Here is a 23,824-nt window from a genome sequence, read left to right on the forward strand (position 1 = left end):
CTACGGGAATCAACAAGACCTACGCCGCCCGCTCATCCCCGGGGCTGCGCTCGAAGTAGCGCTTATATTCCCGGCTGAACTGCGACGTACTCTGATACCCCACACTATGGGCCGCCTGCGCCACGCCCATGCCTTCCACCAACAGCAACTGCTGTGCCTTGAGCAACCGCAACCGCTTGAGGTACTGCACCGGCGACAACAGCGTGCAACGCTTGAAGTGCTCGTGAAAAGTCGACGCGCTCATGTGCGCATAACCCGCCAGCGTCTCGATATTCAGTGGCTCGGCGTAATGCGCATGCAGGTGGTTCAACGAGGTCGCCACCCGCGAAAACTGCCCCTGCTGCTCCACCAGCGCCCGCAGCACATCCGCCTGTGGCCCGCGCAACGCCGTGAACAATAATTCCCGCACCCGCGCCGGGCCCATGATCCGGCTCTCCAGCGGATCGTGCAGGCACCGCAACAGCCGTTCGACACAGCCGCGCATCGCGTCATCCAGCACCACCGAACTCATCGACTCCAGGGTCTGCGCCGCAGGCGGTGGCCCGCTCTGGATGCCCATCGCCATCACCAACTCACCCAGCACTACCCGGTCAATCCCAACCGTCACGCCCAACAGCGGCGCATTGGGCATGGCAAAGGTCTCGCACTCGAACGGAACCGGCATCGCCTGGATCAGGTAATGCCCGGCACCGTATTCCAGGGTCCGCGGGCCCAGGTACGCGACCTTGCTGCCCTGGGCGACGATCATCAGGCTGGGCTCGTAGATCTGCGGGCCGCGCGCCACGTCGCAACTGGCACGCAATACCTGCACACCGGGCAAGTTCGTGGGCGAGAAACCATCACGGGGTGTCAGGGGTTCGATCAAGGCAACCAATGCGGCATTGGCGTCGACATGGCGGGTCAACAACATGGCAAAAACTTCGCAAAAAAGGGGATGACACCATCATCGCAGGTCTGGCGCCACAGGGATCCAATCCAGGTGCACTCCCGGACGAATAGGCATGAGACTCGGAGCAATCGCCATGGCCGCACCCAGGCACGGCGCGCAGAATGCGCCACCTCACTTGTTACTGCTCCCGCGAGGTTTCTCCATGTACACCGCCATCGGTTACGCCGCCCAGTCGGCCACCACTCCCCTCGCCCCCATGTCCTTCGAACGCCGCAGCCCGCGCGCCGATGACGTGGCGATCGAAATCCTTTACTGCGGCGTCTGCCACTCCGACATCCACCAGGCACGCAACGAATGGGGCATCGCCGTGTACCCACTGATGCCGGGCCACGAGATCGTCGGCAAAGTCACCGCCGTGGGCGCCAGCGTCACCGCGCACAAAGTCGGCGACCTGGTCGGCGTTGGCTGCATGGTCGATTCCTGCCGTCACTGCGATGCCTGCCACGCCGACCTCGAGCAATACTGCCTCGAAGGCCCGACCATGACCTACGCCACCCCGGACCGGGTCGATGGCAGCAACACCATGGGCGGCTACTCCGACAGCATCGTGGTCAGCGAACATTTCGTGGTGAAGATCCCGGCCAAGCTCGACCTGGCCAGCGCCGCGCCGATCCTCTGCGCCGGCATCACCACCTACTCGCCGCTCAAGCACTACGGCGTGAAGGCTGGCGACAAGGTCGGGGTGCTGGGCATGGGCGGTCTGGGCCACATGGGCATCAAGTTCGCCAAGGCCATGGGCGCCGAAGTGACGTTGTTCACTCGTTCTGCGAGCAAGGCTGAAGAAGGCCGTCGCCAGGGCGCCGACCACGTGATCGTGTCCACCGATGCTGAACAGATGAAAGCCGCTGCCGGGCATTTCGACTTCCTGCTGGACACCATTCCGGTGCAGCACGACTTGAACCCGTACCTCGACGTGCTGCGCTTTGACGGCGTGCACATCCTGGTGGGCTTGATCGAACCGGTAGACCCGCCCGTCAATGCCGCCAAGCTGGTGTTGGGGCGTAAAGTGCTGGCCGGTTCGTTGATCGGCGGCATTGCCGAAACCCAGGAAGTCCTGGATTTCTGCGCCGAGCACGGCATCACCTGCGACATCGAAATGCTCGACATCCGCCAGATCAACGAAGCCTACACCCGCATGATTGCCGGTGATGTGAAGTACCGCTTCGTGATCGACATGGCGACCCTGAAGGCCTGACAAACCGCCCCCCCGTAGCAGCTGTCGAGCCTTGGCGAGGCTGCGTCTGCGGTGTATCAGGTACACCGCGAACGCAGCCTCGCCAAGGCTCGACAGCTGCTACGGGGGAAGATCAGGCCTTTGCGCCCAACTCCGCTGACAGCCGCGCTGCGACCTGTTTGATCACAGGGATCAGCTCGGCCATTTTCTCAAGCGGCATGTAGGGCACGGTACTGGCGATGCTGATGCCGGCGACGATTCGCCGGCTGGCATCGCGCACCGGTGCCGCGACACAACGGATCGACGGTTCGTTGTCTTCCAGATCGAACGCATAACCGCCCGCCACGTATTCGCGCATGCGCTGTTCAAACTGCGCCCAGGATTGCTCGGGGTGCTGCGGCCACTGCAGGTTTTTCCCGCCCGCTGGCAAGCTGACCTGATACAGGCGCTGCCACTCCTCCACCGTGTCATCCAGCAACAACGCCTTGCCGATCCCGGTGCGCGCCAGCGGCATGCGATGGCCTACCCGCGAGCGCATTTCCGGGCCGTTGCGGCCGGGGTTCTTGTGCAGGTACAGCACGTCGTCATATTCACGGATAGCCAGGTGGATGGTGTCGCCGGTGAGGGCCGACAGCTCGTCCAGATAGGGTACCGCCAGGCTGACCAAAGGCAGTTCTTCACGGGCCTGGAAACCCAGCTCGATCAATTTGGGGCCCAACAGATAGCCGACTTGCGGCACCACGCGCAGGTAGCGCTCTTCCACCAGGCAACTGGCCAGGCGGTGCGTGGTGCTGCGGGTGGTGCCGATGCGCTTGGCAATCTCCTTGAGGTCCCGCGCGCCGGCGGCCACGGCCTGCACCACGCCCAGGCCACGCAGCAGGGTTTGAGTGCCGGTGGGCGCGGCATCTTTGACGGGAGTTTGGGCGATTTCCTGCATATCGGGCCTATTGGGAAGTACGAAAACGGCGAGCATTATGGGCGGTCACGCCTGTTGTGGCGAGGGAGCTTGCTCCCGCCGGGGCGCGAAGCGGCCCTAAAACAGGCGACCGCGTTTTACCTGGATGAATGAGGTGCCTGGTATTGGGGCTGCTACGCAGCCCAGCGGGAGCAAGCTCCCTCGCCACAGAAAGCCTCATCGCTCGAGAAATCAGCGCTGCTTCATCCTGTCGATAATCACCGCCAGCAACAGGATCGAGCCGCGGATCACGTATTGGTAGAAGGTGTCGATGTTCTTCAGGTTCATCGCGTTCTCGATGATCGCCAGAATCAGCACCCCGGCAATCACATGCCGGATCATCCCGATCCCGCCGCTCAACGACACCCCGCCCAGTACGCACGCCGAGATCACCGTCAGCTCGAATCCCTGGCCGATCATCGGTTGCCCCGAGGTCATGCGCGATGCCAGGATCACCCCGGCCAACGCCCCAATTACGCCGTGCACGGCAAAGATGATGATCTTGGTGCGGTCGACATTCACCCCGGCCAACAACGCCGCTTCCTGGTTGCCGCCGATGGCCATGGTGTTGCGCCCGTAGGTGGTGTAGTTCAGCAGCCAGCCAAAAAACACAAAGCACAGCACGGTAATCACGATGGGTACCGGCACGCCAAACAGCTGGCCGTTGCCAAAGACGAAGAAACGTTCGTCCATCACGCCCACCGCCTTGCCGTTGGAAAAGATATACGCCAGGCCGCGCACGATCTGCATCGTCGCCAGTGTCGCAATCAACGCGTTGATCCGCAGCTTGGCGATCACGATGCCGTTGATCAGCCCCACCACCAGGCCCATGGCCAACGCCGCCGACACGCCGAAGAACACACTGTCGGTGTCGCGAATCACGATCCCCGCCACCACGCCCGAACAGGCGATCACCGAGCCCACCGACAAGTCGAAGTGCCCCGACGCCAGGCAAAACAGCATGGTGCAGGCTGCAATACCCACAGTGGAAATCGCCAGCCCCAGCCCGCGCATGTTCAGCGGCGACAGGAAGTTGTCGATGAAAATGGCGCTGAGTACAAAGATGCTCAAGGCCGCCAGCAACATGACCCAATCGTCGAGAAACTTGCGCTGGTTGAACCCCGGCCAGAAGCTTCTCGCGGTTTTTACCTGTGACATACCTACCCCTCGTATTCTTCAGTCCCGCGTACGCGGGAGAGCCAGTTGCAGCAGCCGTGCTTCGTCCGCTTGGTCGCGGGTCAATTCGCCGGTCAGGGCGCCTTCGCTCATCACCAGGATGCGATCGGAGATGCCCATCACTTCCATCAGGTCGCTGGACACCACGATCACCGCAATGCCACTGGCGGCGAGGTTGTGAATGATCTGGTAGATCTCCGACTTGGCACCGATATCGATGCCACGAGTCGGCTCATCCAGCAGCAAGACTTTCATCGGCATCGACAGCCAGCGACCGAGAATCGCCTTCTGCTGATTGCCGCCCGACAGGAACAGAATCGGTTGGTCGGCCGACGGCGTGCGTACGTTCAGCGCGCTGATCTGGCGCTGGGCGTTGGTGCGTTCCCAGCCGCCCTGGATCAGCCAGCCGAAGCGCGCATGGTCGCGGCGCGCGCTGATATTGATGTTCTCCGCAACACTGGCGCGGGGCACGATGCCTTCCTTCTTGCGGTCCTCGGGGCACAGCAACACACCCGCCGCAATCGCATCCCGTGGTGTCTTGAACGTCTGCGCCTGGCCATGCAACATCAATGCGCCCTGGGTGCTGCGCGACAGCCCGGCCAGCAGGCGCAACAGCTCAGTGCGCCCTGCCCCGACCAAACCGAACAGGCCGAGAATCTCGCCCTTGTTGACCTGCAAACTCACCGGCTCCTGCAACCCCGGCCCGAGCAAGCCCTCCACCCGCAACGCTTCACCGGAGTGCTCGCGCGGCCGGTAGTCGTAGATGTCCTGGATATCGCGCCCGACCATGCAGTTGACCAACTGGTCGACGTTCAACTGCGCCATGTCCTCGAACGTGCGCACGAAGCGCCCGTCCTTGAACACCGTCACCGCGTCGCAAATCCGGAACACTTCTTCCATGCGGTGCGACACGTAGAGGATCACCCGGCCTTCGTCCCGCAGCCGGGCGATGATCACCATCAACCGCTCGATCTCACGGGCCGAGAGGCTGCTGGTGGGTTCATCGAACGCAATCACGTGGGCGTTGCGCGACATGGCCTTGGCGATTTCCACCAATTGCCGCTGGCCGAGGGACAGGCTGCCAAGGCGCATGTTCGGATCGATTTCATCCGCCAGGCCCTTGAGCAATTCCCGCGCCTTGCGCACCATCGCGCCGCGATTGACTACGCCAAAGCGCGAGGGCATGTGCCCCAGCAGCAGGTTTTCGGCGACGGTCATTTCCGGCACCAGTTGCAGCTCCTGGTGAATCACCGCAATACCGCTGGCAATGCTGTCGGCTGCCGATTTAAAGCTGACACTGCGTTCACCCAACTGCAAACTGCCGCTGTTGGGCGGATAAAAACCGCCGAGGATTTTCAGCAGCGTCGACTTGCCCGCACCGTTCTCGCCCATCAGCGCGTGCACCGAATGGGGCCGCGCCTCAAAGCTGATCTGCGCCAGGGCTTTCACCCCGGGAAACTCCTTGCCGATGCCGTTGAAGCGCAGGCTGTCTGCAACAGCGCTGTTCATTTCCACAGACCGATCTTGCTCAACTCTTCCTTGAAGTTGGCGCGGGTGATCAGGGTCACGTTATCCAGTGCGGTGAACTTGGCCGGCTCGGTGCCTTTGGTTACCCACTCGAACATCGCGGTGGCGGTTTTATAGCCTGAGGCGTCCGGACTGAGCAGCATCGAGCCATAGAAACCGGTATCCGATTTCTTGAGTTCTTCGATGGCGTCGGTGCCGTTGATGCCCACGCCGATCACATTCGGCGCCTTGAAGCCGGCGCTTTCGGTGGCGCGCACGCCGCCCAATACGGTGCTGTCGTTCATGCCGCCGATCAGCAGGTTTTTCGCGCCGCTGGGCAGTTTCACCAAGGCTGAGTTGGTGGAGTCCATGGCGCCCGGCACGTCGAGCGTTTTCTGTGCGGTGAACAATATATGATCAACCGGCAGGCCGGCGGCCTTGAGGCCTTCTACCGAACCATCGGTGCGTTTCTTGCCGGTCTCCAGCTCGTCAAAGGTGTTGATGACGGCGTAGGTTTCCTTCCAGTCCCAATTGCGATGCTTGGCTTCGGTGGCCATGGCCTCACCTTGTTTCTGGCCGATCTTGTAGGCGTCCAGGCCGACGTAAGGCACGTCTTCCATGGGCTTGCCCTTGGCGTCGACGAAGCGGTCGTCCACTGCCAGCACTTTCAGGTTATTGAGCTTGGCCTTGGCCATGATCGCCGGGCCGAGGGACACATCCGGCGGGCAGATCACGAAGCCCTTGGCACCGTTGGCAGCCAGGGTGTCGATCGCAGAAAGGGTTTTTTCACCGTCAGGCACGGCGATCTTGATCACGGTGAAACCATGGTCCTTGCCGGCTTTTTCGGCGAAGGCCCATTCGGTCTGGAACCAGGGTTCTTCGGCTTGCTTGACCAAAAAGCCGATCTTTACTTCTTCAGCAGAGGCCAGGCCGCTGAGAGCCATCGTGAGTGCCAGGGTGCCTAGTGTCTTCTTGAACATGAACCACCTCTTCTTGTTATTTGGAAAAGTGTTAATCGTGGTACATCACCGACCGCCCGCCATCGATCATCAGGCAGGTGGCATTGATAAAAGGTGCTTCGTCAGTGGCGAGAAACAATGCAGTCATCGCCACTTCAATCGGCTGGCCGATGCGCTTGGGCGGGTGCAGGTCGAAGGCACGCTGACGCTCGGCGTGAGGGTCGGCAAAACCGTTCCAGTAATCGACGTTGAGTTGGGTTTCGATATAGCCCGGCGCGATGGCGTTTACGCGAATGCCCTTGGGCGCGTATTCGATGCCCAGTGCACGAGTCAGCCCGAGCAGGCCGTGCTTGGCCACCGGGTACGGGAAGCAACCGGGAATGATGTGGCTGGAATGGGTGGAGGCGATGTTGATGATGTTGCCGATGCCTTGCTCGATCATGTGCGGCAACACGGTGCGGCAGCCGTACCAGGCGCCGTCGAGGTCGATGGCAAAGCAGCGGCGCCAGTCTTCGTCGGTCATTTCCAGCGGGTCGCGGAACACGTTGACGCCGGCGCAGTTGACCAGCACATCGACGCGGCCAAAACGTTCGATGGCCACGTCCACCAGGGCGCGCCATTGGTCCTTGGAGGTGATGTCGACGGGTTGCGCGTAGATCTCGGCGCCACGCTCGCGCCAATGGGCGGCGACTTTCTCGACTTTCTCGCCCTGGATATCACCGATTACCAGGCGCGCCTGCTGGGCCTGGAAGCAGGCGACGATGGCCTCGCCAATGCCTTGGGCGGCGCCCGTGATGACCACGACTTTGTTCTTCAGTCGCTCGCCGTAAGTCGGCTCGGGCACCGGAGGTAACGACAACGGTTGTGCCTGCATCGCTTCACCTGTTTTGTTTTTGGTAGTGAGTGCTGATGCAGAAGACTATAAACCCAGAAACCGGAACATCTCAATATATAAATTATCATCCCACATAGTGAGCAAATGTATAAAAAAACCGGCTGTGATAGCCGGCTCTTTATGCGCTTTTAACCTTGGGCGAAATCCCTCAGGGCGTCGCCTTCCATGCGGTAGCGAACCCACTCTTCCTGAGGTTGTGCGCCGATGGACTTGTAGAACGCGATGGCCGGTTCGTTCCAGTCCAGCACGCTCCACTCAAAACGCCCGCAACCGTTGTCGCAGGCAATTTTCGCCAGGTGGCGCAGCAATTTCTTGCCCGCCCCGCCGCCGCGTTGCTCGGGGTTGATGTACAGGTCTTCGAGGTACAGGCAGTTGCTGCCGAGCCAGGTGGAATAGCTGAAAAAGAACACTGCAAAGCCGATCGGCAAACCATCGCGCAGGCAGATCAGGCCGTGGGCGGTAGCGCCTTCACTGAACAGGCTGCGCTCGATGTCGGCCACACTGGCGATCACTTCATGGCGAGCTTTTTCGTAGTCGGCAAGCTCCGTGATGAAGGTCAGGATCTGCGCAGCATCGCTGGGCACGGCGGGGCGAATCTCGATGGTCATGGACTGGCCTTGTCAGGGGAAGAAGGCACCCATACTAAGGCGGTTTAATGACCGATTGCAGTGCAATTTGATTCGCGGCTAACCTGTAAGCCATCGACCTTTGAGAATTCCCATGCCTTTCACGCCAATGACCGACCTTGCTGCGACTTTATTGCCTCACGCCCTTGAGCCATCGGAAGACGGCGCCCACGACCTGTCCCATTTGCAGCGCGTGTGGCACAACGTGCGGTCGATCCAGGCGCTGGAAGGGGGCAATCTTGAGGTGCTGCTGGCGGCGGTGCTGCTGCATGACTGCGTGGCCGTGGAGAAGAATTCGCCGTTGCGGTCCAGGGCGTCGCAAATGGCGGCGGACAAGGCCGGGGAGATTTTGCAGGCGTTGGGTTGGCCGCCCGTGACGATTGCGGCGGTGACACACGCCATCGCGACCCACAGCTTTTCGGCGGCCCTGACGCCGGTGACGCTTGAGGCGAAAATTGTGCAGGATGCCGACCGCCTGGATTCCCTGGGCATGATCGGCGTGGCTCGCACGTTTTATGTCGCCGGGCGTATGGGCAGCGGGCTTTATGACCCGGCAGATCCAACAGCGCAGCATCGCGAGTACGACGACAAGCGCTTCTGCCTCGATCACTTCCAGACCAAACTCCTGCATCTGGCGGGCGGGTTTCAGACGCCAACCGGGCAACACATGGCGATGGTTCGCCACGAACGGCTGAAGGGATTCATGGACCTGTTCATCGAAGAAATCGGCACGCCATACTCCGCTGCGGGCTAACGCAAGAACCGTTAACCACAGAACAAACCCAAAGGCTGGGCATGGTAAAAAGTTGGGCATAAATCCAACAGACGCAAGGCTTCTCCATGCACGCCTCACCTGCGGTTGGCGGAAAACTGTTTGCCCTTTTCTGCCTCGCCAGTTACCTGCTTTCCCTGTCCTATGGCTCGACATTCCTGCTGTCGCTGCTGATCCATTCCCGTGGAGGCGACGAACACGACGCCGGCAGCGTGATCTCCATGGCCATGTTAAGCACCTTTGTGGCGGTGCTGCTTTGCGGGCATCTGGCGGACCTGCTGGGGGCCGCCAGGTCGATCGCCTTGCTCGGCGGGTTGCTGGTGGTGGCCTGCCTGGGCTTTGCGTTGGCGCCGGGGTTTGGCGAGGGCTTGATGGTCTTCGGCTTGTCGTTGGGGCTGGGCTGGGGCGTGTTCTATACGCTGGGGCCGATCATCGTGGCGATGCTCGTGGAACCGGCGCAGCGGGCCAAATATTTCGCCCTGCTGTCGGGCAGCATGATGACCGGGATCGGCTCCGGGCCGCTGCTCGGGCGGGCGGCGAGCGCCCTGGATTTTTCGCTGACGGCGGCGTTTCATATCGCGGCGCTGGCAAGCCTGGTGGGCGTGGTGATTTTCTGGCGGCTGGGCGCAGCGCTGAGTCAACACACCGCGCCGGTGTCGAAGATTTCCTGGTCGGCCACACGCAAGGTGCTGTCGTCCCGGGCGGTGTTCGCGATCATCATGGTGGGCCTCGGCGGTTGCGTGTTCGGCGGGCTGTCGAGTTTCCAGACCAGCTATGCGGCGGTGCACGGGCTGGACTATTCGCTGTTCTTCCTGGGCTTTATGAGCGCGGCGATTACCAGCCGTCTGTTGATCGCCAGCATCGTGGTCAAGCGAGATCCGTATTGGGCTGCCTGCGTGTTGTCCGGCTTGATGCTGGTGTCGATTTTCCTGTTCGGGTTCATGGTCAGTGACAGCTTCAGCTACCTGCTGGCAGCCGTCACCCTGGGCGTTGGATATGGCCTGACGTATTCGGTGATCAATGGTCTGGCGGCCAACGAGGCGCCCGCCGGCACTACGCCCCAGGCGCTGTTGCTGTTCAGCCTGGCGTACTTTATCGGGGTGTTCGGCTTCCCGTTGCTGGCGGGCAAGGTCATCGTCGAATACGGCATGCCCACTCTGTTGATGAGTGTGCTGGCCGTGGCTTTGCTCAACTGGCTGATCACAGTGGCCCGGTTGATCTGGCGGCGAATCGCGCCACACAAAATCTTACAAGCGACCTAAGACCGTTCGTCGGTATCGAGGCACGAATCGCAAACAGGGGCGGACCAATATCAGGTAAGGACATTAATCATATGGAGACACCATCATGACGACTTCCAAGTTTGCCGCCCTCGCCCTCACCGGTTTGCTGTCTGCCGTTTCGTTGAGCAGCTTTGCCGCCTCGACGGGGTCCAGTACCGGCCCGACCAACCCTGTAGGCAGCCCACCTAACCCGGCCACCCAAGAGTCGAAGGATTCGATGGGCACCGGCATGGACACCAATGGCGGCGCGATCATCGACAACAGCCAGGACCCGCACACCCAGGGCAACGACACCAATCGCAACAGCGGCGCGGTGCCTAACGGCAAAATGGGCCCAGGTGCTACTTCGCCCTCGATCAACAAAGGTGATGATTCAAACATCCCCGGCGCACCCAAACAGCCAGCGCCTTAACGTGCTGGAAAGACGAACACCCGATCATTTCCCAGTGAAGAGGTATGCATGAACGTCGATCACAACCTTGAAAAAGAAGTCCTCACCCGTCTGCTCCACGCTCACCCAAGTGGGCTGGGCAAGGAAGTGCTGGACAACTACCGAGGTGAAAAAATGGTGGCCAGCGCCTTGGCCACGTTGCAGGAACGCGGTTGGATCAAGGAAGGCCACGTGACCTGCAGCGATGCCGGGGAACACGCGCTGAACTTGCCGATCAAGCTCACCGCGTCCGGCGTGGAAGCGGCCCGCAAGCTGGAAAGCGAAGCGGGCCAGTAACGCACAATGTCTGGTCTGGCCCTTGTCGAAGGGCCAGAAGGAGTATCGCAATGCCTCGTGGAAGCAAAGCCAAATACACCACCGAACAGAAGCGCAAGGCCGCTCATATCGAAGAGAGTTATGAGCACAAGGGCGTGTCGAAAGAAGAGGCCGAGGCCCGCGCCTGGGCCACCGTCAACAAGCAGTCCGGCGGCGGCGACAAGGCTGGCGGTTCAGGCAAGCGCAAGGCGCCGGCGAAGAAGTCCGAGGACCGGCATGAGTCGGCCAAACGGGCGGCGGCCAGCCGCGAAGGGCACCCGCGCAACAGCCGGGTTTCTTTGGGTACGCAGACCAAGGAAAGCTTGCTGAAAGAAGCGCGCGCCAAGGATATTCCCGGGCGCTCGACGATGCGCAAGGATGAGTTGATCGAGGCGCTGAAACGCGCGGGCTGACGCATCTCCCTTAACCGCCCCCCTATCAAATGTGGGAGCGGGCTTGCCCGCGAAGGCGGTGTATCATCCAAAACACTTGGCACTGATACACCGCATTCGCGGGCAAGCCCGCTCCCACATTTTTTGGTCGGGTTTTCAGCCACGGAGTCAGCGGTGAGCGGCCACCAGTAGCATCATTGGCCGCTCAAGTTCTTCCGCCAGTGCCGGACGGGCCTTCAGGTCCGCTTCGCTAGGGCCCCACTCGTCGACATGAGTCAGGGTGAACCCCGCCTGGATCAACAGCGTCAGCAACGTGCCCACGGTACGATGTTGCTTGATCACACCCTCCGCCAACCAGTTTGTTACCCGTGGCCCTTGCAACTGGTAGCTGTCCACCGGCCAACGCTTGCGCCCTTGCTCATCAATCAGCCAGCCCGGTTGCCTGGGCGCCATGAAGATCGGGTGCTCAATGGAAAACACCAACCGCCCGCCGGGTACCAACGCTCGATGGATGCGTTCGAACAAGCCTTTCAAGTCGACGATGTAATGGAAGGCCAACGAGCTGTAGGCCAAATCGAATGCAGCGGCAGGAAGGTCAAGCTGTTCAAGGTCGGCGATGGCGTAGGCAATGGCCGAAGATGACGTCATCTCCTTCGCCCGCGCCAGCATCTTGTGTGAGACATCCAGCCCCAGCACTTGCTCGGCGCCCTCCTCTTGGGCCCAGCGACAGAACCAACCGTAGCCGCAACCCAGGTCCACTACTTTCAAGCCCGGCATCGGCGGCAGCATGGCCTGCAACGCCGGCCACTCCGGGGCGCCAGCAAGGCCTTCCACCGAGCGCCCCATTTTGCTGTAGCCCTCGAAGAAAACCTCGGTGTCGTAGATGTTCTGGGTCATGGCGTCGCTCCGTGCTCAATGGCGACTATTCTGCCGAATCAGCCCGCGCTCAACAACGCATCCACTTCAGCCGTGCCCGGTGAGGTCGCAGGCCCCCAGCGCGTGACCGCCAAGGCCGCCGCCGCATTCGCACGACGGGCCGCAGCAGCCGGCGCCAGGCCGCTGGCCAAACCTGCGATAAACACCCCGGCATGGGCATCGCCCGCGCCGTTGCTGTCTACCGCCTGGACCTTGAATCCTGGCACATGCTCGGCCCGCCCGTTACGGCTGACCCAGCAGCCATTCGGCCCGTCGCGTACCACCCGTAAAGCGTCGGCAGGCAAGTGGTCATCAAGCTTGAGCAATGCGCCTGCAAGATCGCTGGCGCCGGTGAATTCCAGCGCTTCGGGACCGTTGCTGGTCCAGATGTCGATACGCGGCAACAGGGCGACCATCAAGGCCGAGTCCGGCGCCTTCACCAGCGGGCCCGGGTCGAACACCACAGTAATCTGGCGCGGCAACGCCAATAGCCAATCGAGCAACGCCTGGGCCTTGCCCTCCAGCAGCAGGCTGTAGCCGCTGACGTACACATAATCGTCGGCGTGAGGCGCGGCGCACGCCAGGTCTTGCGCGAGCAAGTCACCTTCGGCGCCGATATGGGAAATGAAGGTGCGCTCGGTAGTGGCTTCGGTCAGGGACACGCACAAACCGGTGTCCTTGTCGTCGCTGGCGGCCAGGGCCATTTCAATGCCCTCGGCGTGCATCGCCGCGCGCGCCAGGTCGCCAAAGCGGCCGGTGCCATGGCGGCCCAGATAGACCACCGGCAACCCGTTGCGCCGGGCAGCAGCCATCACATTGAAACCGCCGCCCGCCTCGAAGCTGGCGGAGTTGGCCAATACATCGCCGCCAGTGGCAGGCAATGTGTCGAGGGACATGACCAGATCAACGATGACCTGGCCGCTGTGCAGCAATCTAGACATTTGCGCTCTCGACCAAAGCCGGGCGACGGTCAGCCGCGCCACCCAGTACTGCATAAATCCCGCCGGCCACCAGGAAGGTGACGATCCAGCCCAGGCCGTTGTGGCCCAGCCACGAATCGGACAACGGCCCGGCGAACCAGATGTTCTCGGCCGTGGTGCCGATGGTGGTGAAGCTGAAACCCAGCATAATCGCAATCGCCCAGGCGCCAAATGCACGCCATTCAACCCCACCGCGGTACCAATAGGCACTGCTTGGCGTCACGTCCAGCAAGTCTTTGGGGCTGTAGTAGTGGCGATGCAGCAGGTCGACCACAAAAATCCCGACCCAGGCGGTGATGGGTACGGCCAGCAACGAAATGAAGGTAATGAACGGGCCGTAGAAGCTGTCGGCGATCAGCATGAAGTAGATCGAACCGGCGAAGATTGCGACGATATCGACGATTACCGCATGCACGCGCTTGACCTTCAAACCGAGGGTCAAGGTGGTGAGGCCCGCCGAATACACCGACAGGTTATTCGACAGCAGCAACCCGCCGAACGCGGTGATCAGGTACGGCACGGCCATCCAGGTCGGCAGCATGTCGCGGATCGCGATGATCGGGTCAGTGGCCGACGCCAGGTCGTTATTGCCTACCGACAGCAGGCCGCCCAGGGTGATCAACAGCACCAGCGGAATCCCTGCACCGAACGCCGCAGACGCCACCAGGCGCACGGCCTTGACGCTGCGGTGCTGGTAGCGCGACATGTCGGCACCGGCGTTGGCCCAGCCGATACCGGTACCGGCGGCCATGGTGCCGACGCCGATGATCATCGCGCTCAACGGTGCAGGCGTGGCGTTGAATACCGCGCTCCAGTCGATGGTGGCGCAGAGGAAGCCACCCACCAGGATATTCAGCGCACCGAACACGTAGGTGGCCCACTTCTGGATCACCAGCAAGGTGGCGTGGCCCAAGCCCGATACGGCGAGGGTCAGCAGCACGAAGATCCCGATAAACAGCAGGGTCAGCACCGGCGCGCTTTTGGCCGCAACCGGCGAGTTGAACAGGATCGAGCACAACGACAGCAGCACGAAGGCGGCGGTAGTGGTGTTGACGGTTTCCCAGCCAAGGCGCGACATCAGCGATACCAGGGTTGGCCCGATATTGCCGCGTACGCCGAAGATCGCCCGCGACAGGGTCAGGCTCGGTGCTCGGCCACGACGGCCGGCGATGGAGATGATGCCGACCACCGCAAACGAACCGGCGGCGCCAAGAATTGCGACGATGATTGCCTGCCAGATCGCCAGGCCGCGAAACGCCACCAGGGTCGCGCCCAAAGGCAAGCCGAGGATGCTGATGTTGGCCGCGAACCAGACCCAGAACAGTTGCAGCGGATGGCCATTGCACTCGCCTTCCGGGACCGGCTCGATGCCGCGTGTTTCCAATTGCCCGGCGCTTTGGCCGGAAGAAGACGTACTCATGGTGGGGTGCTCCTGATGCCTGTTTTTTTGTGGTTGTGGCAGTTTCGCAAGTCGAATCTTTATTCCGGTCATCCTGACTCGGCGAATCACTGTAGGAGCGAGCTTGCTGTGGTGAGGGGGCTTGCCCCCCGCCGGGTTCACCGCAAGTTAATGGGGCTGCTTCTCAGCCCAGCGCGGGGCAAGCCCGCTCACCACACCAAGCGCGTTCCTACAGGTTGATGTGTGGTGCTCAACGCAGATCGAGCAGCCCCTGAACCAAGGGTTCCAGGTGCAGGCCGTTGACCTGTTTGACCTGCTCGATCATCGCCTCAGGCCAGCACTGCATCCCCAGGCACGCACCGAGCATGGCGCCGAGAATCGCGGCGATGGTGTCGGTGTCGCCGCCAAGGCTGGCGGCCATGCACAGGGCTTCGAAGGCGTTCACTTCACCCACCGCGACTTGTTGCGCGAGGGCAAACGACACCACCACCGATTCCTGGGACGCCACGGAGGTGCCGATCAATTCGTAGAGCAGGTCGGTAAACAGCGCCTTGTCGCCACTGTCGACGCTCAAGGTGCGCGCCCAACTGATGCGGGTGGCGATGCGACCACCGGCAATCCAGTGGCCGTGGTTTTCTGCCTGTTGGGCGATCTGCGTGCCGATATTCAGCGCTTCGCCCAGGTCGACACCGTTGATCCCGGCAGAAACCACCGCCGCCACTGCTGCGGCGCTGGAGATGCCCAGGTTGGTGTTGTGGGTGACCTGGCACGCCTGGATCACCGCCTGGATAAACCGCCCGGGGTCATTGACGTTTGCTGCGATACCCACCGGGGTGATGCGCATGGCGGCGCCGTTGGTGGTGCCGTAGCGCCCGGATTCTTCCGGGGTATAGCCTGCCAGGATCATGTCGATCGCGCGTTTGGTCGACGGGCCCAGCAAGTCCTGGGAGCCTTTGGCGCGCATCACCGCTTCCCAATCGATCAGGCGTTGGGCGAGCTCGGTGGGTTCAATTTTGCCTTGCCCGTCCACCAGCAACTGGCCAACAAGGATCGCCTGCTCGGTGTCATCGGTGATCGAGCCCTTGGGCATGTTCGGCGCGATCGGCTGATCGGCGTCGGCATCTTCCAGGGCGGTGATCGCGCCGAAACGTGCCTTGACCTGCTCGCGGCTCAGGGACTGGGTGGGCATGCCCAACGCATCGCCCAAGGCCAGGCCGTAGAAGGCGCCGAGGGCGCGGGTAGTGGCGGTCATGTCGGTGTTCCAAATTGTAGGTGCAGGCGAAAGTGCAGAGGGTCGAGCAGGCTTTCGACGGATTCCATGAAGCGGTCCTGACGGTCGTAGGTGGTACGCAGGGCCTTGAGGAACACCGTGCCTGCCGGGCGACCCAAGAGCTGGGCATCTTCCTCGCTCAACGGCTCGGCGCCGATCCATTGGCTGCCGGTGGCGCCGACGTAGCCGTAGGCGGCCAGGGTGATGGTCAGGGAGTTATCGATCAGGCCGACGTGCGGCAGGCTTTCCAGGCCACCGGAGGCCGGCATCAGCGAGCGCTCCAGGGACACGAACGTGCCGTCGGCGGCGCGACGGCGGCGGTCGAGGGCGATGAATTGGTCGCTGCCGTGACTGCTGAACAGGTCCGGGCGGGTGACCGCTTCCAGGCGCAGGATCTCGGAGCTCACCACCGCACCGGTGTCGGCCAGCGCTTGCGCCCAGCCGCTGCGCTGGTCCAGCACCATGCCGTCAAAGGTGACGATGGAGCCGACACCGCTTTGGGTGGCGATGTAGCTGCGGCGCTTAAGCTCCGCCAGGGCTTCACGCAGGGTACCGCGGCTGACAGAGAACTCTTCCGCCAGTTGGTGCTCGCCCGGCAGCAGGACACCGTCGGCCATCACTCCACCCTCGATACGGCGGATCAGCTCGTCGACGACGCGTTTTTTCTTATCAAATCGGACATGTCTAATCATGTACAAATTGATAACCGAAGCGCCCGGTTACAGCAAGCGAATTATTTCAGGAGGAAGGCAAAAGTCCGCCTCAGGGCTCCAGGCCGATCGGGAAAAATACCCCGCCGCTCCAGACGCCGAGCCAGTTCTTACCGTTGATCGGACGGGTCACCGCCAACTCCACCAATTGATAGAACGCGTTGCGGTGAACCAGGGCTTCGAGGTTGGTACGCACCCGCAAGTAGGGCGAGGGTTCCTGTGTGTGCGGGTCGATCACAACCCGCAGCGGATGTTCGATACCGGCCTCAACCGGTTCATCCACATTGGTGGTAAAGCGCAGCACCTGACTTTCGCCCTGCCCTTCTACCTCCAGGGTGACGGCTACGAAGGGCGCATCATCGACCTTGATCCCGACCTTTTCCACCGGGGTGATCAGGAAGTAATCATCGCCATCGCGGCGGATGATATTGGAGAACAGCTTGACCATCGGCTTGCGGCCAATCGGCGTGCCCATGTAGAACCAGGTGCCGTCGCGGGCGATACGCATGTCGATATCGCCGCAAAACGTCGGGTTCCACAGATGCACCGGCGCGGGTCCCTTGCCCTTGGGCAATTGCGCCAACAGGTCATTGGCTTTGGCCGTATCGGTCATGCTGCCCTCCTTGTGACTTACTGATCGCTCATGCCCAACAGGCTGCGCGCGTAGTGCGCCAGGGGCTTGCCGATCAGATCGTCAGGTTTGTTGTCGTGGAACGTCAGTAAACCGCCACGGCTATGAATGCGCACAGTATCAATCAAATACTGGGTGCTGGTCTCGATCAACATCACCTGAATGGTGCCGGTGTCGAGCCCCAGGCGATCCACCGCCTCCTGGTCAGACCATTCATCGGCGTTGCCGATACGGTCATCCGCCTGGGCGAAGCGGCAATACAACAGGTAATGCGCGCCGGCCGCCCGAGCTTCCGACATCGCCTGCTCCAGGCCTTCGGGCTTGCGAGCGCGACGAACCATCGGGAAGTATTCGACAAACCCGTTGAAAGCTTCCTCGGCCACCACGTTAGGCCGTGGATAAGCGCTGCCTGGCGGGGTGAACGCACCCTGGGCGATGAAGACAAAGGAGTCCGGCTGTATACGGATCGAATTGACGCGGCGGGTATCGCTGTGGTCCAGCAACCCGGCATCGCTCATCTGATAGCGCGTGCCTTCGGCCATATCACTGACGGTCATGCAGCCACCCAGGGCGAGTGACGCCAGCACCAAAACCAGACTACGCATCCTAATTCTCCAGAGGCCGGTGACGGAAAACCGGCGAATGGGCACGAGATGCAGATTTTGCGCCAGCTTGCGGGACTAGCCGCCGATGATCTTCATGATGGTTGCGCCACCGGAGAATGCGACTTCCTGCTTGTCGCCCAAGGCCTTGACCAGCAAGCGCTGCAAGGCCGGCAGAGCCTGGTGGCGGGGTTTGTCCAGCAGGTCGCCAACGTAGTGGCGATTGCTCGACGACAGGCAACCATGCAGCCAGCCGGTGGACGACAGCCGCAAGCGCGAACAGGTGCGGCAGAACGGTACGCTTTCGTTGGCGATGACACCGAAGAAGCCCTTGCCCGGCACTTCGTAGCGCACGGCAGTAGCGTCCACCGGGGCGTTGGCTTGCAGGTATTCGTGATGCTCGCCAATCAGCCCGAGCAATTGCTGAAGGCTGACGAATTGCTGCAGGAATGCGTTGGAGTCGGTGGCCAGGTGGCCCATGCGCATCAATTCGATAAAGCGCAACTCGTAGCCACGCTCCAGGCAGTAGTCGAGCAGCGGCATCACCTGGTCGAGGTTCTGGCCGCGCAACGGCACCATATTGACCTTGATCTTGATGCCGGCGGCACTGGCCTGGTCCATGCCATCGAGCACGGTGGCCAGGTCGCCACCGCGAGCGATACTGCGGAAGGCGTCGGCGTCCAGGGTGTCGAGGGAAACGTTGATGCGGCGGATCCCGGCGTTTACCAGCAGTGGCAGTTTGCGCGCCAGCAGTTGGCCGTTGGTGGTCAGGCTGATGTCGCTCAGGCCCATCTGCCCCACCGCGCCCATGAAGGCTTCCAGCTTGGGGCTGACCAGCGGCTCACCGCCGGTAATGCGCAGGCGCTCGATGCCGGCGGCCTCGATCAAGTATTCAACGCCGCGCGCCATCGCCTCGGCAGACAGTTCATCCTGCGCAGCCACCAGCCGCTTGCCGTTGGGCACGCAGTAGGTACAGGCGTAATTGCAGGCTGAGGTCAGGCTGATCCGCAAATTGCGGAATCGCCTGCCTTGACGATCAACGATCATGGATCACTCCGGCAGAGGATAATTCGGGCGCACTAAAACCTGACTGAAAAATCAAGTTTTAGCAAGGTCCTTGCCTGAGTATATTCCTGGGTTACTGCGCTGGGCAGGAAATCATATCGCCATCACGCTGGCGAATGACTCAAGTGGCCGGCGTTTCGGCGTTCGGCAAATCGGTACTGTGCTTGCGCTTGTTGCCCATGCGCACGCCGATGTCCATCAGGAACTGGAAGAAACCTTCCTGGTCTTCCAGCACATTGCTCCAGAACGGCGAGTGGTACAACGCTACCGCGCCATGCACCAACGCCCAGGCCGCGCAGTAGTGAAAATACGGCGGCACGTCTTCGAGCTTGCCTTCGCTGATGCGGCCCTTGATCAGCAGGGTCAGGCGTTCGAAGTTCGAGGCACGGATCTTGTGCAGCTCCTCGACCATTTCCGGCACTTGGTGGCCTTTCACGACTTTTTCTTCGAGGCGATCAAACAGGCGGTAGCGCTGCGGGTCACGCATGCGGAACTCGAAGTAGGCGCGCGACAGCGCTTCCTTGTCCTTGTCGACATCGGCCGAGTGCAGCAGCTCGTTCAAATCGCGCTCGTAGTCGAGCATCAGGCGCAGGTAGATCTCGGCCTTGGACTTGAAGTGCTTGTAGATGGTGCCTTTGCCGATACCCACGGCATCCGCAATCATCTCGACGGTGACGCTGTCTTCGCCCTGGTCGAGGAACAACTTGAGTGCGGTGTCGAGAATTTCCTGCTCGCGGCGGCGAAACTCACGGACCTTGCGGGGTTCTTTGTGCATAAGAAAAAGGTCTGCAGAGATGGAGATTGGGAGGGTGGCGTGCCCCAAGCGGCGCTTGTCGGAACGTTTTACCCGGTGCGCGGGATTATCCCGACTGAACGGTCGTTGGGCAACGCCTATATGAACAACCTTTGCACTTAACTTACAGCGCGCCAACGAATAAGCCGATTTGAGTCAGAAATAAAACACGACATTGCTGCACGTGCATCGCGATCAATGAGAACTCAACCGAAGCGGGCGTATTCCAAATCTGTTTAAAAAACGATCAGATGCGGCTGGACTGAATCGGATACTGATCAATACTTGAAATGTCGGCGTGACATCTCCCCCAAGTGACACGTCGACCTGGGTACCGACGGACTGTGTGCCCTTGTTTTACTCCTAATGGTCTTAACCCGGATTCACCCCCCAGAACCCGGGTTTTTTTTGCCTGCGATTTAGCCGGCCACGTGGGCCAGCGGGAACAGGCGCTTGAAGTTGTCGGTGGTCTGTTCGGCAAAACGCTCGTAAGACTCGCCCCGCAGCATCGCCAGGTAATCCGCAACATCCCGTACGTATTCCGGCAGGTTGGGTTTGCCGCGATGGGGAATCGGCGCCAGGTACGGCGAATCGGTCTCCACCAGCAGCCGGTCTGCTGGCACCTGGCGTGCGACATCGCGCAGGGCGTCGGCATTGCGAAAGGTGACGATGCCCGACAGGGAAATGTAGAAGCCCAGGTCGAGGGCGGCCTTGGCCATGTCCCAGTCTTCAGTAAAGCAGTGCAGTACACCGGCCTGGGGCAGCGCGGCTTCGCGCAGCAGGGTCAGGGTGTCGGCACGGGCGCCACGGGTGTGGACAATCACCGGCTTGCCGGTCTGCTGCGCAGCTTGCAGGTGCAAACGGAACGACGCCTGCTGCAACTCGGCGGCTTGCGGTTCGTAGTGGTAATCCAGGCCGGTCTCGCCGATGGCCACTACGCGCGGGTGATTGAGTTCGCCGAGCAACCAGTCGAGGGCTGGGGCTTCGCCGGGCTTCAGGTCCAGCGGGTGAATGCCCACCGAGCAGTCGACGTCGGCATATCGATCGGCCAGGGCTTTGACATCGGCGGCGTTTTGCGCGCTGACGCCGATGCACAGGAAGTGCCCGACTCCACGCTGGCGCGCGGCTTCAAGGGCGGCATCGAGGGAGCCGCCGTGCTGGGCCAGGTCGAGGCGATCAAGGTGGCAATGGGAATCTACGAGCATAAGGATCTACAACTTGAGTCACGGAAAGTGTCTGGCCAACGATACACCCGTCGGCCACTGAAATTAACGCCGGCCGAGCAAACCGACCCACTGCACCAGCAAGGCCTCAAGCAACAGCACGCGGTTGAGGTTGGCCTTGCCCAGTACCTTCTGGCGTTGGGCGAGGATCCAGTCCTGAATAGTCAGGACCTTGTCCTGGGCACTCTTCTGCGCCAGGTATTGCACCACCTTGCGCATGTCCGCAAGGCCCAGGCCGTTTTCGTCCTGGGTCAGTTGGTAGCGCAGGACCAGGCTCGACCAGTCGCAGAACCAGTCGAACAGCAGCAGCAACGGAATGTCTTTCCAGGCGCTTTCAGCCAATTGCGTGGCCGATACTTCTTGCTTGAGCAGCTTCTTCACCCCGTCCACCACCAGTGCGCGCTGTTCCCGCACGCCCTGGGCCTGGAGTTTGACCGCCGCCAACGGCGAACCCGCCGCCAGGGTCAGCAACTCGACGCGCTCTGCCTCGCCGCACTCCGGCAACGCCTGGGCCAGCCACTGCAGGCTCATGGCTTCGCTGGGCAACGGGCAAGCCTGTTGCACGCAGCGGCTGCGGATGGTCGGCAGCAGGCGGCTGGACTGGTGGCTGACCAGCAGCAGCACGGTATCGCCGGAGGGTTCTTCCAGGCTTTTAAGCAAGGCGTTGGCGGCGTTGATGTTCATCGACTCTACCGGCTCGATCAGCACCACCTTGCGCCCGCCCATCTGCGCGGTCTGCACCACGAAGCTGACCAGGTCACGCACCTGGTCGACCTTGATCGCCTTGTCGGCTTCTTCCGGTTCCAGCAAGTAGTTGTCCGGGTGGCTGCCAGCCCTGAGCAGCATGCAGGATTTACATTCCCCGCAAGCTTCCAGGCCGTTGGGGCGCTGGCACAACAAGCTGGCCATCAGCCGCTCGGCCAGGGCCCGTTTGCCGATGCCCACCGGGCCGTGAAGCAGGTAGGCGTGGGCGTGCTGGGCACGGCCTGCCAGTTGCTGCCAGAGGCTGTCCTGCCACGGGTAGGCTTCAGCCACGGACACGCTCCACGAGTTTCGGCAACAGGGCGTCAATCGCCTGCTGCACTTGGGTCAGGGGCTGCGCGGCGTCCAGCAGGTAATAACGGGCGGGATCGGCTTCGGCGCGCTTGAGAAACGCGCTGCGCACAGCCTCGAAAAACACCCGGGTTTCCAGTTCGAAACGGTCGAGTCGACCGCGTGCGGTAGCGCGGGCCATGCCGACTTCAACCGGCAGATCGAACACCAGGGTCAGGTCGGGACGTAAATCGCCCTGAACGAAGGTTTCCAGGGTCGCAATGCGCTCCAGGGACAAGCCACGACCGCCACCCTGATAGGCGTAGGTCGAATCGGTAAACCGGTCACAAATCACCACGGCGCCACGGGCCAGCGCCGGACGAATGACTTCGGCCAGGTGCTGGGCGCGGGCGGCAAACACCAACAGCAGCTCGGTGTCCGGGTTCATCTGTTCGTCGCCCGGGGTCAGCAGCACTTCACGGATGCGCTCGGCCAGTGGTGTACCGCCGGGCTCGCGGGTCAGCAGCACCTCGATACCTTCGGCGCGCAGGCGCTCGGCCAGGTATTCGCGGTTAGTGCTTTTGCCGGCGCCTTCAGGGCCTTCCAGGGTAATAAACAAGCCAGTCACAGGCAGTCCTTAGTCAGAGTCATTGCGGGCTTTGCGGCGCGGCATCGTCGGGTGCCGGAGACACTTCGGCAGGCGTATCCACCGGCGCGTCCGCAGGTTTCGCCGCTGGCGCAGGCGCGGGGCTGGAACGGTAATCGGCGCGACGCTTCATCTGGAACTCACGCACCGCAGCGTTATGTGCATCCAGGTTATCCGAGAAAATATGGCTGCCATCACCGCGGGCGACAAAATACAGGCTGCTGCCCGCCACCGGGTTCAGTGCGGCATGAATCGCCTCACGCCCGACCATGGCAATCGGCGTCGGCGGCAGGCCGGCGATCACGTAGGTGTTGTAGGGTGTGGCTTCCTTGAGGTGCGCGCGGGTCAGCTTGCCGGTGTAGCGCTCGCCGAGGCCGTAGATCACGGTCGGGTCGGTTTGCAGCAGCATGCCGATCTGCATGCGCCGCACAAACACCCCGGCAATCTGGCCGCGCTCTTGCGGTACGCCGGTTTCTTTCTCGACCAGCGAGGCCATGATCAGCGCTTGATAGGGCTCGGTGTACGGCGCGTCGGCCGCGCGCTTGGCCCACTCTTGGGCGAGGACATCGTCCAGACGGTTGTAGGATTTCTTCAGCAACTCGACGTCGCTCATCCCGCGCACAAACCGGTAGGTGTCGGGGAAGAAGCGACCTTCGGGGAACATGCCTGGGTGGCCGAGTTTCTCCATGACTTCGCTGTCGCTCAGGCCCGACAGGGTTTGCTCGATTTTTTCATGCTTGGCCAGGGCCGCGCGCACCTGGCGAAAGTTCCAGCCTTCCACCAGCGTGATGCTGTACTGCACCACTTCGCCACGCTGCCACAGACCGATCAGGCCCTCGGCGGTGAGGCCCGGGGTCATGCGGTATTCGCCGCTGTGCAGCGGCTGGCCGTCGAGGTTGAAGCGCCAGTAGAGACGCAACCAGAACGCATCGTTGAGCACGCCGTCATTTTCCAAGCGATTGAAGGTGCCGGTGGGCGTCGCGCCGGCCGGTACGTCCAGCAATTGCTCCTGGGTCAGATTCAGGGGCTGCTCCAGGGCCGAGTTCAGCTTCCAGGCCGAAGCGCCCAGCAGCAAACCCGCCAGGACCAGACCGATCTCCAGCAACAATACAAATTTACGTCTCAA

General features: G+C 61.8%; 26 protein-coding genes. 6 read left to right on the plus strand and 20 right to left on the minus strand.

Going from position 1 to position 23,824, the window contains the following annotated elements; translation table 11 throughout:
* Positions 1-19: 19 nt before the first annotated feature.
* Positions 20-910, minus strand: a complete 891-nt coding sequence (locus RGV33_RS24665; RefSeq protein WP_322146778.1) for an AraC family transcriptional regulator — start codon at positions 908-910, stop codon at positions 20-22.
* A gap of 181 nt (positions 911-1,091) precedes the next feature.
* Between RGV33_RS24665 and RGV33_RS24670 the strand changes: the two genes are divergently transcribed.
* Complete coding sequence (locus tag RGV33_RS24670; protein ID WP_226477026.1) at positions 1,092-2,144, plus strand: NAD(P)-dependent alcohol dehydrogenase; 1,053 nt, start codon at positions 1,092-1,094, stop codon at positions 2,142-2,144.
* 112 nt (positions 2,145-2,256) lie between these two features.
* On the opposite strand, the gene RGV33_RS24675 is transcribed toward RGV33_RS24670, so the two are convergent.
* The 6 genes from RGV33_RS24675 to RGV33_RS24700 all read right to left on the minus strand — a co-directional run bounded on the left by RGV33_RS24675 (position 2,257) and on the right by RGV33_RS24700 (position 8,222).
* The gene (locus tag RGV33_RS24675) at positions 2,257-3,060 is read right to left on the minus strand and encodes an IclR family transcriptional regulator (protein ID WP_322148736.1); all 804 of its coding nucleotides are present in this window, start codon (positions 3,058-3,060) and stop codon (positions 2,257-2,259) included.
* Between the two features lie 210 nt (positions 3,061-3,270).
* Positions 3,271-4,236, minus strand: coding sequence for an L-arabinose ABC transporter permease AraH (gene araH / locus RGV33_RS24680; RefSeq protein ID WP_322146780.1), 966 nt, complete (start codon positions 4,234-4,236; stop codon positions 3,271-3,273).
* Between the two features lie 18 nt (positions 4,237-4,254).
* Positions 4,255-5,763, minus strand: coding sequence for an L-arabinose ABC transporter ATP-binding protein AraG (gene araG / locus RGV33_RS24685; protein WP_322146782.1), 1,509 nt, complete (start codon positions 5,761-5,763; stop codon positions 4,255-4,257).
* Positions 5,760-6,740, minus strand: coding sequence for a substrate-binding domain-containing protein (locus tag RGV33_RS24690; RefSeq protein ID WP_322146784.1), 981 nt, complete (start codon positions 6,738-6,740; stop codon positions 5,760-5,762). The genes araG and RGV33_RS24690 overlap by 4 nt, the downstream gene beginning before the upstream one ends.
* A 31-nt stretch (positions 6,741-6,771) precedes the next feature.
* Positions 6,772-7,593 (minus strand): SDR family oxidoreductase, encoded by an 822-nt coding sequence (locus tag RGV33_RS24695; protein WP_322146787.1) that lies wholly within the window; start codon positions 7,591-7,593, stop codon positions 6,772-6,774.
* A gap of 149 nt (positions 7,594-7,742) precedes the next feature.
* On the minus strand, positions 7,743-8,222 hold the full coding sequence (locus RGV33_RS24700; protein WP_063027972.1) for a GNAT family N-acetyltransferase: 480 nt from the start codon (positions 8,220-8,222) through the stop codon (positions 7,743-7,745).
* A gap of 112 nt (positions 8,223-8,334) precedes the next feature.
* On the opposite strand from RGV33_RS24700, the gene RGV33_RS24705 reads away from it, so the two are divergent.
* The 5 genes from RGV33_RS24705 (at position 8,335) to RGV33_RS24725 (ending at position 11,453) form a co-directional block, all read left to right on the plus strand.
* A complete protein-coding gene (locus RGV33_RS24705; RefSeq protein ID WP_322146789.1) occupies positions 8,335-8,994 on the plus strand; it encodes an HD domain-containing protein in 660 nt (219 codons plus the stop codon).
* Between the two features lie 86 nt (positions 8,995-9,080).
* The gene (locus RGV33_RS24710; RefSeq protein WP_322146791.1) at positions 9,081-10,274 is read left to right on the plus strand and encodes an MFS transporter; all 1,194 of its coding nucleotides are present in this window, start codon (positions 9,081-9,083) and stop codon (positions 10,272-10,274) included.
* An 85-nt stretch (positions 10,275-10,359) separates the two neighbouring features.
* Complete coding sequence (locus tag RGV33_RS24715; protein ID WP_322146793.1) at positions 10,360-10,707, plus strand: hypothetical protein; 348 nt, start codon at positions 10,360-10,362, stop codon at positions 10,705-10,707.
* Positions 10,708-10,755: 48 nt separating this feature from the next.
* On the plus strand, positions 10,756-11,022 hold the full coding sequence (locus tag RGV33_RS24720) for a hypothetical protein (protein ID WP_322146795.1): 267 nt from the start codon (positions 10,756-10,758) through the stop codon (positions 11,020-11,022).
* A gap of 50 nt (positions 11,023-11,072) precedes the next feature.
* A complete protein-coding gene (locus RGV33_RS24725) occupies positions 11,073-11,453 on the plus strand; it encodes a termination factor Rho (protein WP_322146797.1) in 381 nt (126 codons plus the stop codon).
* A 147-nt stretch (positions 11,454-11,600) separates the two neighbouring features.
* On the opposite strand, the gene RGV33_RS24730 is transcribed toward RGV33_RS24725, so the two are convergent.
* The 13 genes from RGV33_RS24730 to mltG form a co-directional block, all read right to left on the minus strand.
* A complete protein-coding gene (locus RGV33_RS24730) occupies positions 11,601-12,329 on the minus strand; it encodes a class I SAM-dependent methyltransferase (protein WP_322146799.1) in 729 nt (242 codons plus the stop codon).
* A 38-nt stretch (positions 12,330-12,367) separates the two neighbouring features.
* Complete coding sequence (locus tag RGV33_RS24735; RefSeq protein WP_322146801.1) at positions 12,368-13,288, minus strand: PfkB family carbohydrate kinase; 921 nt, start codon at positions 13,286-13,288, stop codon at positions 12,368-12,370.
* Positions 13,281-14,747: a purine-cytosine permease family protein gene (locus tag RGV33_RS24740; RefSeq protein WP_322146803.1), complete on the minus strand. Its 1,467-nt coding sequence runs from the start codon at positions 14,745-14,747 to the stop codon at positions 13,281-13,283. Before RGV33_RS24740 ends, RGV33_RS24735 begins: the two co-directional genes overlap by 8 nt.
* Before the next feature lie 229 nt (positions 14,748-14,976).
* Positions 14,977-15,978, minus strand: coding sequence for an ADP-ribosylglycohydrolase family protein (locus RGV33_RS24745; RefSeq protein WP_322146805.1), 1,002 nt, complete (start codon positions 15,976-15,978; stop codon positions 14,977-14,979).
* Positions 15,975-16,688 carry a GntR family transcriptional regulator gene (locus tag RGV33_RS24750; RefSeq protein WP_322146807.1) on the minus strand — a complete coding sequence of 238 codons (714 nt, stop codon included), beginning with the start codon at positions 16,686-16,688 and terminating at the stop codon, positions 15,975-15,977. The genes RGV33_RS24745 and RGV33_RS24750 overlap by 4 nt, the downstream gene beginning before the upstream one ends.
* A gap of 70 nt (positions 16,689-16,758) precedes the next feature.
* A complete protein-coding gene (locus RGV33_RS24755) occupies positions 16,759-17,319 on the minus strand; it encodes a DUF1285 domain-containing protein (protein ID WP_322146809.1) in 561 nt (186 codons plus the stop codon).
* A gap of 17 nt (positions 17,320-17,336) precedes the next feature.
* On the minus strand, positions 17,337-17,942 hold the full coding sequence (locus RGV33_RS24760) for a DUF4823 domain-containing protein (protein ID WP_322146811.1): 606 nt from the start codon (positions 17,940-17,942) through the stop codon (positions 17,337-17,339).
* Positions 17,943-18,017: 75 nt separating this feature from the next.
* A complete protein-coding gene (locus RGV33_RS24765) occupies positions 18,018-18,986 on the minus strand; it encodes a GTP 3',8-cyclase MoaA (RefSeq protein ID WP_322146813.1) in 969 nt (322 codons plus the stop codon).
* 139 nt (positions 18,987-19,125) lie between these two features.
* Entirely contained in the window at positions 19,126-19,779 is a 654-nt protein-coding gene (locus tag RGV33_RS24770; RefSeq protein ID WP_004371278.1) for a TetR/AcrR family transcriptional regulator, read from the minus strand.
* Positions 19,780-20,216: 437 nt separating this feature from the next.
* The gene (locus RGV33_RS24775; protein WP_322146817.1) at positions 20,217-21,002 is read right to left on the minus strand and encodes a TatD family hydrolase; all 786 of its coding nucleotides are present in this window, start codon (positions 21,000-21,002) and stop codon (positions 20,217-20,219) included.
* A gap of 63 nt (positions 21,003-21,065) precedes the next feature.
* Positions 21,066-22,055 (minus strand): DNA polymerase III subunit delta', encoded by a 990-nt coding sequence (locus RGV33_RS24780; RefSeq protein ID WP_322146819.1) that lies wholly within the window; start codon positions 22,053-22,055, stop codon positions 21,066-21,068.
* On the minus strand, positions 22,048-22,680 hold the full coding sequence (tmk, locus tag RGV33_RS24785; RefSeq protein WP_322146821.1) for a dTMP kinase: 633 nt from the start codon (positions 22,678-22,680) through the stop codon (positions 22,048-22,050). Before tmk ends, RGV33_RS24780 begins: the two co-directional genes overlap by 8 nt.
* Positions 22,681-22,699: 19 nt before the next feature.
* Positions 22,700-23,824 carry an endolytic transglycosylase MltG gene (mltG, locus tag RGV33_RS24790; protein ID WP_322146823.1) on the minus strand — a complete coding sequence of 375 codons (1,125 nt, stop codon included), beginning with the start codon at positions 23,822-23,824 and terminating at the stop codon, positions 22,700-22,702.

Origin of the sequence: Pseudomonas sp. Bout1, from assembly GCF_034314165.1 — a bacterium.
Taxonomy (GTDB): Bacteria; Pseudomonadota; Gammaproteobacteria; order Pseudomonadales; family Pseudomonadaceae; genus Aquipseudomonas.